At 36.7% G+C, this 15,563-nt stretch carries 10 protein-coding genes and 1 pseudogene; 9 read left to right on the forward strand and 2 right to left on the reverse strand.

What is annotated here, in order from left to right:
* Positions 1 to 12: 12 nt before the first annotated feature.
* Together MKY30_RS07910 and MKY30_RS07915 are read right to left on the reverse strand one after the other, a co-directional pair.
* Positions 13 to 948 (reverse strand): sensor histidine kinase, encoded by a 936-nt coding sequence (locus MKY30_RS07910; RefSeq protein ID WP_341083367.1) that lies wholly within the window; start codon positions 946 to 948, stop codon positions 13 to 15.
* Positions 949 to 951: 3 nt separating this feature from the next.
* Positions 952 to 1,647 carry a response regulator transcription factor gene (locus tag MKY30_RS07915; RefSeq protein ID WP_341083368.1) on the reverse strand — a complete coding sequence of 232 codons (696 nt, stop codon included), beginning with the start codon at positions 1,645 to 1,647 and terminating at the stop codon, positions 952 to 954.
* 569 nt (positions 1,648 to 2,216) lie between these two features.
* Between MKY30_RS07915 and MKY30_RS07920 the strand changes: the two genes are divergently transcribed.
* From MKY30_RS07920 to MKY30_RS07960, 9 genes and pseudogenes are all read left to right on the forward strand, one after another.
* Positions 2,217 to 4,313, forward strand: a complete 2,097-nt coding sequence (locus MKY30_RS07920) for a peptidoglycan D,D-transpeptidase FtsI family protein (RefSeq protein ID WP_341083370.1) — start codon at positions 2,217 to 2,219, stop codon at positions 4,311 to 4,313.
* A 235-nt stretch (positions 4,314 to 4,548) separates the two neighbouring features.
* Positions 4,549 to 5,466 carry a helix-turn-helix domain-containing protein gene (locus tag MKY30_RS07925; protein ID WP_256708504.1) on the forward strand — a complete coding sequence of 306 codons (918 nt, stop codon included), beginning with the start codon at positions 4,549 to 4,551 and terminating at the stop codon, positions 5,464 to 5,466.
* A 510-nt stretch (positions 5,467 to 5,976) separates the two neighbouring features.
* Positions 5,977 to 6,339 (forward strand): annotated as a pseudogene (locus MKY30_RS07930) (TnsA endonuclease C-terminal domain-containing protein); the annotation flags it as partial.
* Positions 6,336 to 8,492, forward strand: coding sequence for a Mu transposase C-terminal domain-containing protein (locus MKY30_RS07935; RefSeq protein ID WP_341083372.1), 2,157 nt, complete (start codon positions 6,336 to 6,338; stop codon positions 8,490 to 8,492). The pseudogene MKY30_RS07930 and the gene MKY30_RS07935, both read left to right, overlap by 4 nt.
* Positions 8,467 to 10,161 (forward strand): ATP-binding protein, encoded by a 1,695-nt coding sequence (locus MKY30_RS07940; RefSeq protein WP_341083374.1) that lies wholly within the window; start codon positions 8,467 to 8,469, stop codon positions 10,159 to 10,161. The genes MKY30_RS07935 and MKY30_RS07940 overlap by 26 nt, the downstream gene beginning before the upstream one ends.
* Positions 10,162 to 10,171: 10 nt before the next feature.
* Complete coding sequence (locus MKY30_RS07945; protein WP_328005686.1) at positions 10,172 to 12,040, forward strand: TnsD family transposase; 1,869 nt, start codon at positions 10,172 to 10,174, stop codon at positions 12,038 to 12,040.
* Positions 12,021 to 13,553, forward strand: a complete 1,533-nt coding sequence (locus tag MKY30_RS07950; RefSeq protein ID WP_000043576.1) for a Tn7-like element transposition protein TnsE — start codon at positions 12,021 to 12,023, stop codon at positions 13,551 to 13,553. The genes MKY30_RS07945 and MKY30_RS07950 overlap by 20 nt, the downstream gene beginning before the upstream one ends.
* Before the next feature lie 260 nt (positions 13,554 to 13,813).
* Positions 13,814 to 14,947 (forward strand): zinc-dependent alcohol dehydrogenase, encoded by a 1,134-nt coding sequence (locus MKY30_RS07955; protein WP_000649059.1) that lies wholly within the window; start codon positions 13,814 to 13,816, stop codon positions 14,945 to 14,947.
* A 239-nt stretch (positions 14,948 to 15,186) separates the two neighbouring features.
* Positions 15,187 to 15,351, forward strand: coding sequence for a hypothetical protein (locus MKY30_RS07960; RefSeq protein WP_002006642.1), 165 nt, complete (start codon positions 15,187 to 15,189; stop codon positions 15,349 to 15,351).
* The last annotated feature ends 212 nt before the right edge of the window (positions 15,352 to 15,563 follow it).

Consider the following 15,563-nt stretch of genomic DNA (forward strand, 5'->3'; position numbering starts at 1 on the left):
CTTTGGAAGTCTCTAATACGTTATTCTCTTAAAAATACATGTAAACACTGTTTTTTTATACGGTCGGCTGATTAGTTTAATCTCACCATTCATTGCTTCAGTTAAACGTTTAGTAATACTTAAGCCAAGGCCGCTCCCTTGAAATTCTGGATTTCTTGCATCATCCATCGTATACAATCTTTCGAATACACAATCTTGATGTGGTTCTGCAATCCCTTTACCTTCATCCCAAATATCAATAGCAATATTCTCACCTACTTCTCGAATCGTTAAGCCAATTACACCGCCATCACTTCCATAATGAATCGCATTTGAAATTAAATTGCTCAAAATACGATTCAACGAGTTCTCATTACCTAGAATAAAATAATCCTGTTCTGGAATGTCTACCTCTACACGGAGACCTTTTTCTTGTAACAAGTGATAAAACTCCAATACATTCTTCCGGCAGATTTCGTTGACTGATAATCGACCGATTGGAAAATCATCGTCACCTGACTCTAGCTTAGCAAGGTCAAAAAATTTGTTCATCAATCCGATGACATTTAGTATTTTTTCATGAAGGCGCGTCATTATCTCATATCGCTCTTCTTCCGAAACTGTCTCATCCTTGTTTAACTTCTCTATGTATACAAGAATAACGGTTAGTGGTGTTTTTAAATCATGCGACATATTGGAGAGCATTTTTTTCATACTTGCTTTTGTTCTGACGTTATCAGCAACCACCTTTTGGTTATGGCTTAAAAGACGATTCACTTGAATAAGCATTTGCTGAATAGATGTCCGATTCGTTTGCATTAACACTTTATTAGCTGATTCCTGTTCGATAATATTAGATAATTTATCATGCATTTCGTTAAGTTCACGTTTCAATTTTTGCATGGACACATATTTCCATCCGATGACGAGTAGCAAAAAAATAATTATTACTATTAGAAAAAAACTCATACCTTACTCCCCTAATTTATAGCCAATCCCCCAAATTGTCCGTATATATTGCGGATTTGATGGATCTTTTTCAATCTTTTCACGCAACCTTCGAATATGAACATTAATGGCATTCTCATTACCAAAGTAATCCTCTTCCCATATTAATTGATATATTTGTTCTTTCGTAAAAACTCTGCTTTGATTCTGCATAAAAAGCTTTAAAATATGGAATTCCTTTGACGTGAGTTGGATATTTTTCTCGTTTAATTTTGCTGAAAACGCATCCAAGTCAAGCGTCAGTGCTTTAAATTGAATGATATGTGAAGAAGATTCCCTTGCTCCAGGAAGATACTGCGTAGCTCTGCGAATAGCAGCATGAATCCTTGCCGTTAATTCAACAATGGAAAATGGTTTGCTGATATAATCATCCGCACCTAAACCAAGACCTAACGTTTTATCAACATCACTTTCTTTGGCTGAAATAATCAGTACTGGAACAAAGCTTCTCTCTCTCATTCTCTTTAACAACTCTATTCCATTCAGCCTTGGAAGCATTAAATCGAGTAATACAAGGTCAACTGGCGTATTTTCAAAGAGTTCAAGTGCCTCTTCACCGTCAAAAGCTGTCAGCACTGTGAAATTTTCCTGTACTAAGTGCCCTTTAACCACTTCACTTATTTCCATGTCATCTTCTACAATTAATATCTTCTTTTGCATAATCAAACATCCATTCTTTTATGATTAAAACTACACGATACTTTAGCGAAAAGTACAAGGACACGCTTTTTACTATATGCAATTAAATCATTCTATCCTAAAAAGTTTGGTTATTCTGTATGTTCTCTTCTATAATAATTGGTCTGATCGCATAATATGCTTTCTCTAGAAAAACGTCCTTTTAGATTATCATATCTAAGGAGGTTAAACTTCGCAACTTTATTTTCAGCTTTTAGGAGGTGCATGTGAATGAATACCTAGAATAATGTAGAATAGAGATATATATACGTTTGGCTGTAAAAATCAAAAAAGATTTTTGGAGCAGGACATGCGATTATTTATTTTTGTATCCGTAATATTTTTATCGGACCAGCAAAAAAACAAAAAATAGCATTAAAAGAGGATTTCACGGACGAAAAAAGTCGTTAAGTTTGATAAAATCAAACAGTAGTATTGATAACTGAAATGTTTAAAAAGATGCCTATACATCATTCCATTTTTTTTGCTTTTTAAACAAATCATAGAATCTAAGCCATGTAAGGCCAAAATACATGTAAAGGGGGAGAAAAGTGGTAGACAAGAAGAAAAAGAAAAAACGGGCCCAGCTTCCTGTGCGTATGAATATCCTTTTCTTTGCCATCTTCTTATTATTTTCTGCACTCATACTCCAATTAGGTGTTGTTCAAATTTTAAACGGAGAATCTTATCAGGAAGAAATTGAGAGAACGAATTTAGACACAACAAGTGTGCCGGTGCCCCGGGGGAAAATCTATGACAGAAATGGGAACATCATAGTCGATAATGAAGCTATGTATTCCATTACATATACGCCCCCTAAGGACGTTCAGGCAAAGGACCGATTAGAGGTAGCTGAAGCTTTAGTTAAATACATCGATATGAGTGACGAGAAAAAAATCGATCGAATCACAGATAGAGATAAAAGAGAGTATTATTTACTGCTTCATCAAGAGGAGATAGAGGATCGGCTGAAAAAAATTGATACAGAGGAGATGGATGCTTCAGAGGAATATGCTGCCACATTGGAATTAATTACCGATGAAGAAATTGCAGATTTTACCGATGAAGAATTAGAAATTATTGCTACAAAAAAAGAACTGGATAAAGCATATGCACTGACGCCGCAGATAGTTAAAAATGAGGGCGTAACAGCAGAGGAATATGCTTCTGTTGCTGAGCATCTGGATGAACTTCCCGGAATCAATGCAACAACAGACTGGAATCGCGTTTATCCGAACGGAGATACATTATCAACTATTTTAGGGAACATTTCCAGCCAGGAACAGGGAATTCCGGCAGAGGATATGAGCACTTATCTGACGAAAGGCTACAGCCGGAATGACCGCGTCGGCAGAAACGGTCTGGAAGAACAATATGAAGACTTTCTGCGCGGACGTAAAGAGCAGATTCAGTATACGACGCGTCAGAATGGGACCATTATCGGTTCAGAGACTATTGTTGAGGGCCAGCGTGGAAAGGATTTAGTTTTAACAACTGACTTAGAATTCCAACAGGAAGTTGATAAAATTGTCCTGGAGGAGCTGAAATCAGCAAAAGCGAGTAATCCTTATGATAACCGGTATTTAACAAATGCTTATGCGGTTGTGATGAATCCCAAAACAGGAGAACTCCTGGCTATTTCCGGTGTGAATTATGATAAAGAAAAAGACGAATATACCGATGCTTCCTTTATGGCTTTATCCAATGCTACGGAACCTGGTTCAAGTATTAAAGGAGCCACCGTTCTTGCCGGATATGATTCGGAAGTTATTTCACCTGAAACATTTTTCTATGATGCACCAATAACACTGGCAGGAGGAGTAACGAAAAAATCTTTTCAAAATATGGGAAGTGTAACTGACCTGGATGCATTGAAACGATCTTCAAACGTTTATATGTTTTATGTTGCCTTGCGTCTGGGCGGAGATTACCGCCATCCATTACCTGGGAATGCCAATTTAAATATAAATAAGGCTGAAACCTTGCAGAGCTTACAAAATTATTTCAATCAATTTGGTTTAGGTGCATCGACAGGAATTGATTTCCCATATGAAAGTACCGGAGTAAGAGGCCAGACACCGGAAAATCCAGGAAATATTCTTGACTTTGCCATCGGACAGTATGATACGTATACAACACTGCAGCTGGCGCAATATGTATCCACCATTGCCAACGACGGTTACCGTGTCCAGCCGCACTTTTTAAAAGAAGCCCGTGATCCAATTGCCTCTTTAGACGAGCTTGGACCATTGTATTATACAAAAAATACAACGGTAATGAATCGGATTAAAATGACTAACGATGAAATCAGCAGGGTGCAGGAAGGGTTCCGCCGTGTGTTTCAAGAAAATGGAGGAACAGGATATAGCTATTTTAATGGTAAATCATACAACCCGGCTGGAAAAACAGGTACAGCACAGACTTCAATTTATGAAGATGGACAGAAGTTGGCAGATCTCAATAACCTGACATTAGTCGGCTATGCGCCGTTTGATGAGCCGGAGGTTGCTTTCGCAGTAGTTGTGCCAAGTGTAGGAATAGATACAGGAGACGGGATTAACAGTAAAATTGGTTCGCGAATTTTAGATACGTACTTTGACATAAAAGAAGATCATGATGAAGAAGCAGAAGTTAGTGAAGAGGAATAATAAAAAACTTCCGTCCAATTAATTGGGACGGAAGTTTTTTCGATATGCCAGGTTATGCTGAAGCGGTTTCAACTAGGTGTCCCACCATTAATGCTCACTTAACGAGTGCTTGCAACGAGAAAAATCGCGATGCTACGCAAAAAAAGAAGGTGCAACCGTAAAATGGCAAGGTTGCAACCTCTGATAGGTAGAAGGATAATGGCCGTCGGTTTACTATAAGAGTGAGGTGAAGAGGATGAAATTTTATCAAAAACTAAAAAAACTGAGAGCACAAAAAGGGTGGTCCCAAGAGGAATTTGCCGAAAAGCTTCAAGTCTCCAGACAAGCGGTAAGTAAATGGGAGAACGGTCAAGGCTTTCCGGAAACAGAAAAACTGGTGAAAATGAGCAGGCTATTCAAGGTTTCGCTCGATTACCTATTAAAGGATGAGGATCAGCCCTTTGGGGAACAAGGAACGACTGAGGAAGGCTATTATGCCAGTCAGGAAGTTGTGGAAGCCTATCTGTTAAATAAGAAGCAGGGCGCAAAAAATATCGCAGCTGGAGTAGCTATTCTTATAGCCTCGATCTTATTACCTATGTATTTTCAAGAAACGTTTAGCTATGTGTTGTTTATGATGGTTGTTGCTGTTGGAGTGGCTATCTTGGTGTGGCAAGGCTTAAGCGTAAAAGCGTACAAGGAACTTGAAACACAGCCATTAATTTTTGATGATTCTTTTATTCAAGATTTTAGACAGAAAAGCTTGGCCAACCGTAAAAGGTATGGAATATTAATCGTCACCGGAATTGTGATCATTATATTAAGTTTTGGGATACCTTTTTTGACTAACGACACAGGTCATGCAGACAGAGATCCCCTCTTAGCACTAATGCCGCTAACATGGGCATTTGCTGTGTACTTGTTCATTATTGCAGGGTCGGCAATAGAGGGCGAGCGATTGGTTACCAACAATGAAGAATATGTAAAGGAATATGAGAAATATGAGAAATCGAGCAAACATGACTGGATTCATGCGGTAATTTGGCCATTGGCGACTGTTATTTTTCTGGCAATCGGTTTTATTTGGAATGCCTGGCATCCTGGGTGGTTGGTGTTTCTGGGTGCCGTCGTTTTTACAATCGCTTATACGGCCTGGAAAAGTAGCAAAGATTGAAGCAAGAGGCTGGGACAAGACTAGCCAAAAAATAGCGTCAGAAAGGCACACATCTAAAAAACGCTATCACCGACCCGTTGGTCATGAAGCCAAAGACATCTAATAGGGTCAGCAAACCTGCAATTTGGGTAAGTAGAACGGCGTCAATGCAGCTACCCTGACCTATGGTTTAAATATATTTGTTCTTGTATCTAGGCTTTTTTAGTCTCATTAAAAAATAAGTAGGTAAACAAAAGGTATGAGATACCTATAGAAGCCAATTGTTAGAAATTTAACTGTCAAAAAGGACAAATAAACTTGGCGAAATTTGAAGGTAGAGAGTTCATCAGATCTTCCTCAAACAGGCGCGATTGTAGAATAACTTTAAACAACTTTTTTACCACAAATTCTGTCCATAATTATGAATCGAACATGAAAATTAAACAACTATTTTTTGAGAAAGTCGAACCTTTCAACGGAAGAATGCGGTTTTTGACTTTCAAGATTAAACGACTTTATTTTCATTGAACAAATTGGGCAACTGTAACAGAGGAAGAAATTCATAAGACAATGGCTAGAAATATTAGTTATATCCATGATTATTTTGATATTCGTAGCTATGATGTTTATCAAGAAATGGATGACCAACATATTGAGGATTTATCCATGTCTCTTATGAATCGCCTATTGAATAATTCACGAAGTATCCGTGAAATTACTAATGGGTTTGATGCAGATACACACTTGCCTTTTGGAAGTGGTGTTACACTATTTTATCACTTGCTTGCTAGAAAAATTGTAGTCATTGATATGCAAAAGCCGATTGATTTAGAGCAAACAATTGATATTAAGTGTATTGATGAAGGTAATTTAGAGAAGGTGAAATACGGATGATTTATATTAATCAAGTATTTCAATATGTAATCGATTCGAAAAGGATTCGGGTAATTTATATTAAAGAACCACATGTCTATATTGTTAATATTGACACGAGTAGTGCTATGCCGCAGAGGGAGCTATATTCCAACCTAATTACAGATATGAATCAAGGAGAGCTACTTGCGATTAGTGATCCTTATGCAAAAGTGATTTATGAAAATGATTTAACAGAAGTGCAAATTCGTAAGCGTGAAGAAGATTGGGAAACTATACAAAAATACTGTGTTCCGAATATGCAAGATTTGCTCTACAAAAGAGGAAGAGAAAATAAAATTCGCGAAATCGTTCGGGACAGCAACTTAGGCAAGACAAAGGTTAAAAAGTTACTAACTCGCTATTGGCAACGAGGTATGACCAAAAATGCCATGTTACCTGACTACTCTAATTCGGGTGGTAAAGGAAGAGCGAAGGCTCTAACAAATGCGAAAGTGGGTCGTCCTAGAAAGATAAACATAAATAATGAATATCAAACCGGTATTAACATTACTGACGAGGTAAAGGTCCAAATTGAGCACGTTATCAACAAGTACTACAGGAAAAAGAATAATTACTCTTTAAGAGATGTTTATAATTTCATGCTGCGTGACTTTTACTCTGATCGCTATAAGGAAAATGGTGAGCTAAAGTACCGTATTTGGGAGGCCACTCGAATTCCCTCGTACCATCAGTTTTACTACTGGTTTAAAAAGCTTGAAGACCCGAAAAAGGATATTCAGTTCCGTAAAAGTACAAAGGAATATGAATTGAAACATCGTCCGATTTTAAGTGATTCCAAATCAGAAACAAATGGTCCGGGTACAAGATTTCAATTTGACGCAACCATTGCAGATATTTATTTAGTTAGTTCACTTGACGTAAATAAAGTAATTGGGCGACCAGTTATTTATGCAGTACTTGATGTGTATTCACGTATTATTACAGGTCTTTATGTTGGACTAGAAGGTCCATCATGGATCGATGCAATGATGGCTTTAGATAATATGGTTGCTGACAAAGTAGGGTTCTGTAAGCAATATGGAATTAATATTACACCTGAGCAATGGCCAACACATCATTTGCCTGAAATTATTATCGCCGACCGGGGTGAGTTTGAAGGCTATTCTGTAGAGAATTTAATTAACAATCTTAATATTAAAATTGAGAATACTACAGCTTATCGTGGAGATTTGAAAGGGATTGTTGAAAGGAAATTCCGTACGTTTAATGGGAAGGTAAAGCAAAAAGCTCCCGGAGCAATTCAAAAGGAATATAGAGAACGTGGAGATCAGGATTATCGCTTAAATGCTACGCTGAATTTAAGGGAATTTACATCTCTAATTATTACAATGGCGCTTCATCATAACCAAAAGGTCATTGATAAATATCCTGTTGAAAAAGAAATGGTGGCTGATGGACTAGTGCCAACTCCGATTAACTTATGGAATTGGGGTATTCAAAATCGTAAAGGAAGGTTAAGAACAGTTGATCGAAATATTCTTCGTCTGAACGTGCTTCCACGTGGGAAAGCGACAATTTCAAGAGCTGGAATTAAGTTTAAAAATCTTCTTTATGGTTCTCGTCAAGCTATTGAAGAGCAATGGTATTTAAAGTTGAAAAATAGAAGTCTAGAAATCGTTTATGATCCACGACATATTGAAAAAATCTATATTCCCCACGATAACGGAATAGATTTTGAGACGTGTATTTTATTAGAGCCTAGTCAGCAATATAAAGGTGACTTCTTGGAGGAAATTGTCTTTCAGCAACATCTTCGGAATGAACTAGAAGAAATGGAACGAACAAATCAAATTCAGCTTACGGTAAATACTGATGCAGCATTGGAAGAGATTATAAAAAAAGCCGTGAAGAACAAAAAAGAATCTTTCAATCAGCCAACTAGTAAGAAAGCTAAAATAGCAGCTATTCGTGAAAATAAGGATGTTGAAAAACAGTTAAATCGTGAAGCTGAAAAGTTTGATTTATTACCTAATAAGGCTAGTGAATCAGCTGACGTAATCGACTTTGTTACAAAAGAGAAGATTGATGAAACACCACCTAAGAAACCAGGCTCACGTCTTATGGAAAAACTAAAGAAGAAGCGAGATGAGGAATTTGGGAAAGACAAATGACATGGTTGTCTTAAAAGGGGATTTTGAGAAAGCTGTCTATAAGGAGCAACTTTTAAATGAATATACCAATAATCCTTTCATCGAAGCTCTTCCACCTATATTTAATGAGGATGATGTGCTAGAGCGATTTATGGTGACTCCACGAATTAGTGAGCAAGATAAGTTAAGTGAAACGAATATTCGTTATCACGTCTTAAAACGTGTAAGGAATTTTATCCAGCCGTTACCGATTCATTTCGAGGTAGAACGTCGATTGTCTACATTGATTCGAAGAGGTTACTTGGCGCGAAATCCATTAGATAGAACATTTCTAGAGCGTGTTCGGGTGTTGCATGAATTGCGTGAAGAAGAGGAAACAGCTCACAAATATATAGATGAACGACTAAATTATATTCGTTCAACTGCCGATAGCTTATCCATTATCGGTATTTCAGGAATTGGTAAAACAACAGCAATTGAACGTCTTTTGCTTATGTATCCACAAGTGATCAAGCATGAAGAATACAAAGGACAACCGTTTAATCGAACTCAAATTGTTTGGCTTAAAATTGACTGCCCGTATGATGGAAGTTTATCTACACTTTGCAAAAGCTTTTTCAAAGCAATTGATGATTTACTAGGCACTCGATATTTAGAAAAGTACGGTTATTTGAACCGTGTGACATCGACAATGTTATTGCACATGACATCGTTAGCAAGTATGTACGGCATCGGTGTTCTAGTAATTGATGAAATCCAGCACTTACTACATTCCAAAAATGAACAGGAAGAAATGTTGAATTTTTTTGTAACACTGTCTAATACAGTTGGTATTCCTACGGTTTTAATCGGAACTTCTAAAGCACAAAAACTATTCAAAGGAAACTTCAGACAAGCAAGACGGGCAGCGAGTGATGGAGCTATTATTTGGGATCGTATGGACGAAAATAGTGAAGAGTGGGAGTTTTTCCTAGAGACACTTTGGGAATTACAGTGTTTAAAAACCCATTCTGAGCTTACAGAGGAGACAAAGAAGGCATTTTATTATGAATGCCAAGGGATTACTGCTGTTGCCGTGAACCTATTTATTCTAGCGCAAGAACGAGTATTATTTGATGAGGACAACCCGGCTGAAATCATTACACCACAAGTATTAAAAAAGACTGCTAGGGAAGATATGCAAACGATTCAACCAATGATGACAGCTATTCGGACGAACAATTTTGCCGATATGATGAAATATGAAGATATTATGATTAACTTGGATGAAGTCATGCTGAATCACAAGCGAAATACTGAAATGACAGGACGTATTCAAGAAGCATTTAAAGAGCGCCAAAATACAATCGAGTATAAACGTCAAGACATGATTGGGAACTTAAGTGTTGAAGTGGCAGCCCTTGGTATTTTTGATAGTTTGAAAGAAAACGATATTAAAAAGCTCGCACAAAAAATAGTTGAGGAAAATCCACTTGATACTGAATTTCATCAACTTAAATCAGATGTGATTCAGCAGGCGATTGCATTAAATCAACAAAAGAAAGATCAAAAAGCAAAGGCAAAAGCAAAAAATGCAGAGATTCTACCATTGCTAAAGCTAAGAAAGCAAGCGTTAGACAAAAAGAAACACCCCTATGAATTATTAAAAGCAAATGGATACATTAAAAATCCTTTGGAGGAATTCTACTAGGAGGGAACGCATGCTGCCATTCTTTACGGATCCATATCCAGATGAATTGATATATTCGGCGATTGCGCGATATCACTTTTACAGTGGAAATATTGATTACAAAGATACATTGGAAGAAGTGTTTCAAAGTCGTTCTGTAATACCGAGTGTAGAGATTGGTAGTCATTTTTCTATATTAGCTGAGCAATTAGGCTCCAACTATTCTGTTGAAAGCTTATTAGCTAAGCATACGATCTACCCTTACTATGCTTCGTTTCTTTCCAAGCAACGCCAGAAAGAACTTCTACAAGATGTTCAAGTAGATGGAAAAGGACTTTATACAAGACTTGGCATAGTTGCAGGAAGCATTTGCAGAAAGAATGGACTCTTTTATTGCCCAGAGTGTGCAACTAATGATATTGAGCAACATGGAGAACCCTATTTTCATCGTGAGCACCAGCTACAAGGGATTGATTTCTGTGCACATCATGAACTGAAATTAATGAAGTATCCTATCGATTTTTCAAAGCAAAGTCGAATTGAGTTTATTCGATTTGATAAAAAGCTATTGAACTTATCAATGATTCAAGAAGTTGAACTAAAAGAGTTTATAGCCATTCAAATTGCTTTAGCAAAGATGGCTTATCAACTGCTGCAAGTTCCAATACATCAATTTTCAAGAGAATCTATTAATCTTAAATATCGTGTTCTTTTACGGGAGCGTAATTTAATAACAACGTCTAATCGAATTCGGCAAAAGGAGCTATACAAAGCATTTCAATCAAAGTTCCCAAAAGGCTTTTTAGATGAGTACGAATCAGCAATCAATGTAAATGATGAATACAATTGGCTGAAGGTCATTACACGCAATCTAAAACGTCATGTACATCCTTTCCGTCATTTGCTTATTCTTTATTTCTTAGAACAAGATTTGGAGTCCTTTTTACAAATTGAAGCTGATACAGGTCCTTTCGGTAGTGGCCCATGGCCCTGTTTAAATAAAGCAGCTAATCATTATAAGGAATTTGTGATTCATGAAGTAAATGTTACAAGGGATTTTAAATCAAATGCACCCATTGGCACGTTTGAATGCTCTTGTGGCTTTATTTACGCTAGAAAGGGTCCTGATAGATTATCTGAAGATAAATATCGTATTGGACGTACAAAAGCGTATGGAGATGTCTGGAAGGCTAAATTACATGAATTAGCAGTTGATGGAACCTACAGTATAAGAGCATTAGCTAGAATGCTTGGCGTGGATTCGAAAACAGTTAAAGGACATCTTGCCTCAGTTGAGAAAATAGAGAAATTACCTGATAAAGTTTTTCCACCAATGTTACATATGTATCGAAAGCAATTATTAAAAGGAATGCAGCAATATCCAAGTTACTCGAGAACACAAATTCGTCAATGTTTACCGAAAGAATATATTTACTTATATCGAAATGATAAAGAATGGCTGTTTGAACAGTTACCTATAATTCAGGCGAAGGAAAAGCCAAAATCAATTGTCAATTGGGACGTACGTGATCGAGAATATCTTTCTAAAATTAAACAGCTTTACAAAGAATTAATTGAACTGGAAAAGCCCGTACGTATCACGATTTCGATAATTGGGAAACGTCTAGGAATCTTATCAAATTTGGAGAAACATCTTGATAAGCTGCCACAAACTGAAAAATATCTAAATAAAATTACGGAATCTATACAACAGTTTCAGATTCGACGATGCTGTAAAATTATTGATCGTATGTTGCTGGAGCAAGAACCAGTTTTATTATGGAAAGTACAGCGTATTGGCGCTGTTAAGTCACATCATTTTCACGAAATAAAACCGTATTTGGAAGAGTATTTACGAACAAAACAGGAAGTGAAAAGTTATGAGCAAACAACAGGTTAAACTAGCTTGGCCTTTTGCTAAAGGTGAAAAAGCACAACTAATATGGATTGGTGAGCCATTTCGATATGATCATAAAATGATAATCAAAGCTTATTTTCGCTCACAAGGTCGTACAGAAGGTATATTAATGGATTGGGGTACATTACCATGCTTAGCAATCCAACATTATTATACTGATGGCATCATAACGGCTAGTCAAGTTTCTGAAAGTGTACAAGAAATCGATATGACTATTTATCCTAATAAAGTTAAATTTCACGAACGCCCTTGGTCTATTCAAGGAAGCAGTGATCCTGCAACTTCCCGTAGTTTCGTGTTCTCTTTTGATGGAAAGAATGTGATTTTACCAGTCATTGAAGTATTGCGTAGCATTTTAGCTCCGAACGGCTTCCTTTTATATCGCTTGTTTGAATCGAATTCATTTCCTCAGTTCTTCACAGAAACATATGAACCTAATAAAATCCATCTTAGCTTTTCATCACAATATGAATTGAAATACACAAAGACAACGTTCATTTATCAATTGGTGTGGTTGCTAACGAATCGAGACCTACGACAAGCCTATGAAAATATAGCATTTACTTGGTTGCAGGAAAAGACTTTGAAGTTCGAATGGAACTTTACACAACCGATTACAATAACAGCTCGTGTAAAGGAGAAGAATAACACGTGTACAGTATTACAAATTGTTAATGTGAAAAATAAAGATATTCCGTACCAACATATTTCGATTTCGCATCCAGAAATACAAAATCAAGAGAAATCCAATGAGGCAAAGAAATACACTTATCGTTTTCTAAATAGACAGGGTGATGAAGAGGGCTTTACATTAGATGAACAAGTAGATGGTTCTACAGAAGACTTTGATCTTGTACAAATGAATCAGTTGAAACATGAATATACATCGGTACCCAAAATCAAACGAATTAAAAGTAGTTCCTCAAAGCAGCGAACGAAAGAAGATGAAAATACTAAGAAATACTATGGCAGCAATGATTCAATTCGATCTACAGCAGACACTGGAGGTCAAAAACTAGCAAGAGGAATAGAACATCAAATGTTATCTGAAATTCAAGTACAAGGTGAATTGCAAGATTTCATTAATGTCCTTAGAATAATGGAGCAATATCCAGAAGTAAGTGCGATACGAGCATTTATAGATGTGTTACCAGAGGGAATTGGAGACCGCAGATTTACGAAATTGAGTGATAATATCACGAAACGACGTTATGTGATTGCAGAAGTATATATGATAAGTGGGAAGAAATTCAATATTATTGAAGTTGAGCGAGAAGATCGCTCTTTATCAATGCTAATTTTATCATCACTTGCAATAAATGATTGGAAATCGATTTATGATAGATTGTTAGTAAACCTTGTGAATGATAGTGGTACGTGGACAAGTAAGTCGCTGAAAAGTATTGAGGAGAGTAGGGTTACAGTGATGAAAGCTAAACACAGTTCTAAAGGGGTTAAGCATAAGGCTGAAATTCTATTAAATAAGTTAGAATAGCAGTGAAGATTTGAGTAAAGGAATAAATGAAATACCTCTTCCCTCAAAGAATAATCCAAATATTTCCCCGAATTAATTCACGCTATATACACTTACAATAACTAATTCGAGAGCTATCACCAATACTTCGTAATCAAAACGGTGCGACTTCTTTAACTTACATAAAACAATTACGCTAAGAGTGACTAAGTATATTATTTACTTTCTTTGTTAACAATAGTTAAGAGTGTTAACAGTATTAGAAATAGGAGGGTGCATTTATGAAGGCTGTAACTTATCAAGGACCAAATCATGTACAGGTTAATCAAGTAGAGGATGCAAAATTAGAAAAAAAAGACGATATTATAGTTAAGATTACTTCTACTGCTATTTGCGGATCTGATTTGCATTTATATCAAGGTAACATGCCATTACCCCCAGGATATATTATTGGCCACGAACCAATGGGTATTGTGGAAGAAGTTGGACCTGAAGTCACAAAAGTAAAAAAGGGAGACCGTGTTGTCGTTCCCTTTAATGTTTCATGTGGACATTGCTTTTATTGCCAACATGAAATGGAAAGCCAATGTGATAACTCAAACCCTCATTATGATTCTGGCGGATACTTTGGTTATACTGAGAAGTTCGGTAACCATCCGGGTGGTCAGGCTGAATATTTAAAAGTCCCTTTTGGAAACTTCACTCCCTTTGTTATCCCGGAGTCATGCGAATTGGAGGATGAGTCACTGCTCTTTTTATCGGATGTTCTGCCAACAGCTTATTGGAGTGTAAAAAATGCAGGTGTAAAATCAGGCGATACAGTTATTGTTCTTGGATGCGGACCTGTTGGGTTGATGGTACAAAAATTTGCCTGGATGGAAGGTGCAAAGCGTGTAATAGCAGTTGATTACTTGGATTACCGGATCAATCATGCGAAAAAGATGAACAATGTTGAGGTATTTGAGTTCACAAAATACCCTGATATGGGCGAACATTTAAAAGAGATCACACATGGTGGGGCAGATGTCGTCATCGATTGTGTAGGTATGGACGGAAAGAAATCACCCCTAGAGTTTCTGGAACAAAAATTCAAACTGCAGGGCGGAACCCTTGGACCTATTCAAATTTCTACTAAAGCTGTCCGAAAGTATGGGACAGTGCAAATGACTGGTGTTTACGGGGGTAACTATAATCTATTTCCATTAGGTGCATTTTGGATTAGAAATATTAATCTTAAAATGGGACAGGCTCCAGTCATTCATTTTATGCCAGAATTGTTTAAAAAAATAACAAATAACGAATTTGACCCAAGAGATATTATCACACACAAGATGTCCCTTGAAGAAGCAAGTCATGGTTATCGAATTTTTAATAATCGTGAGGATGAATGTATAAAAGTCGTTTTAAAACCGTAATCCTCTTCTCTTTCCAAAAAGACTTCATACTTTGTATAGAAGTCTTTTTATTCGACCATTTAGCCAAGAAGGTCAAAAAGTAATTGATAGATACAATGAATAAACTCGCATACAGTAAAGACGAACCTGCTGACCTAGTCAATGTAGCAATTGAAGAGCTAATACATCAAAAATATGAACTTCCCATCTACAATACTTAAAAAGATGCAGCCAATGATGTTCGAAAAAGGTCTTATCGTATGATTTATCATAACTTACTTAATGAAAATCAAAAAGAGAGCGTGAATCAACTTTTCGAGGTATCAGAAGGTTCTACAAACAGTCCATGGAATCAATTGAAAGAGGATGCAAAAAGAGCGACTTTATCACATTTAGAACTCTCGTTGCTCGCCGAGATTGGTTAATGGAAACTGAACATCTCTACAGAATTACTTCATGATATTAAGAATTTGTGGAACAACAAAACGTATTTTTTGTTATTCAGCAATAGGGTCAAATCGTATTATGTGGTTAGCCGGTTTTTTCTGGTTGACCTATTTTTTTAGGTACTATTCTTGAGGTAGCCGGGATTAAAGAACTGTTAAGTAAAAATAAGTTGATCCGTTAAAGGGGTAGA

It is taken from the genome of Oceanobacillus sp. FSL W8-0428 (assembly GCF_038004405.1).
Taxonomy (GTDB): domain Bacteria; phylum Bacillota; class Bacilli; order Bacillales; family Amphibacillaceae; genus Oceanobacillus; species Oceanobacillus sojae.

Coding starts and splice junctions, on each gene's coding strand:
- MKY30_RS07910 (WP_341083367.1), bottom strand. CDS start 948: ATGAGTTTTTTTCTAATAGTAATAATTATTTTTTTGCTACTCGTCATC.
- MKY30_RS07915 (WP_341083368.1), bottom strand. CDS start 1,647: ATGCAAAAGAAGATATTAATTGTAGAAGATGACATGGAAATAAGTGAA.
- MKY30_RS07925 (WP_256708504.1), top strand. CDS start 4,549: ATGAAATTTTATCAAAAACTAAAAAAACTGAGAGCACAAAAAGGGTGG.
- MKY30_RS07935 (WP_341083372.1), top strand. CDS start 6,336: ATGATTTATATTAATCAAGTATTTCAATATGTAATCGATTCGAAAAGG.
- MKY30_RS07940 (WP_341083374.1), top strand. CDS start 8,467: ATGAGGAATTTGGGAAAGACAAATGACATGGTTGTCTTAAAAGGGGAT.
- MKY30_RS07945 (WP_328005686.1), top strand. CDS start 10,172: ATGCTGCCATTCTTTACGGATCCATATCCAGATGAATTGATATATTCG.
- MKY30_RS07950 (WP_000043576.1), top strand. CDS start 12,021: ATGAGCAAACAACAGGTTAAACTAGCTTGGCCTTTTGCTAAAGGTGAA.
- MKY30_RS07955 (WP_000649059.1), top strand. CDS start 13,814: ATGAAGGCTGTAACTTATCAAGGACCAAATCATGTACAGGTTAATCAA.
- MKY30_RS07960 (WP_002006642.1), top strand. CDS start 15,187: ATGATTTATCATAACTTACTTAATGAAAATCAAAAAGAGAGCGTGAAT.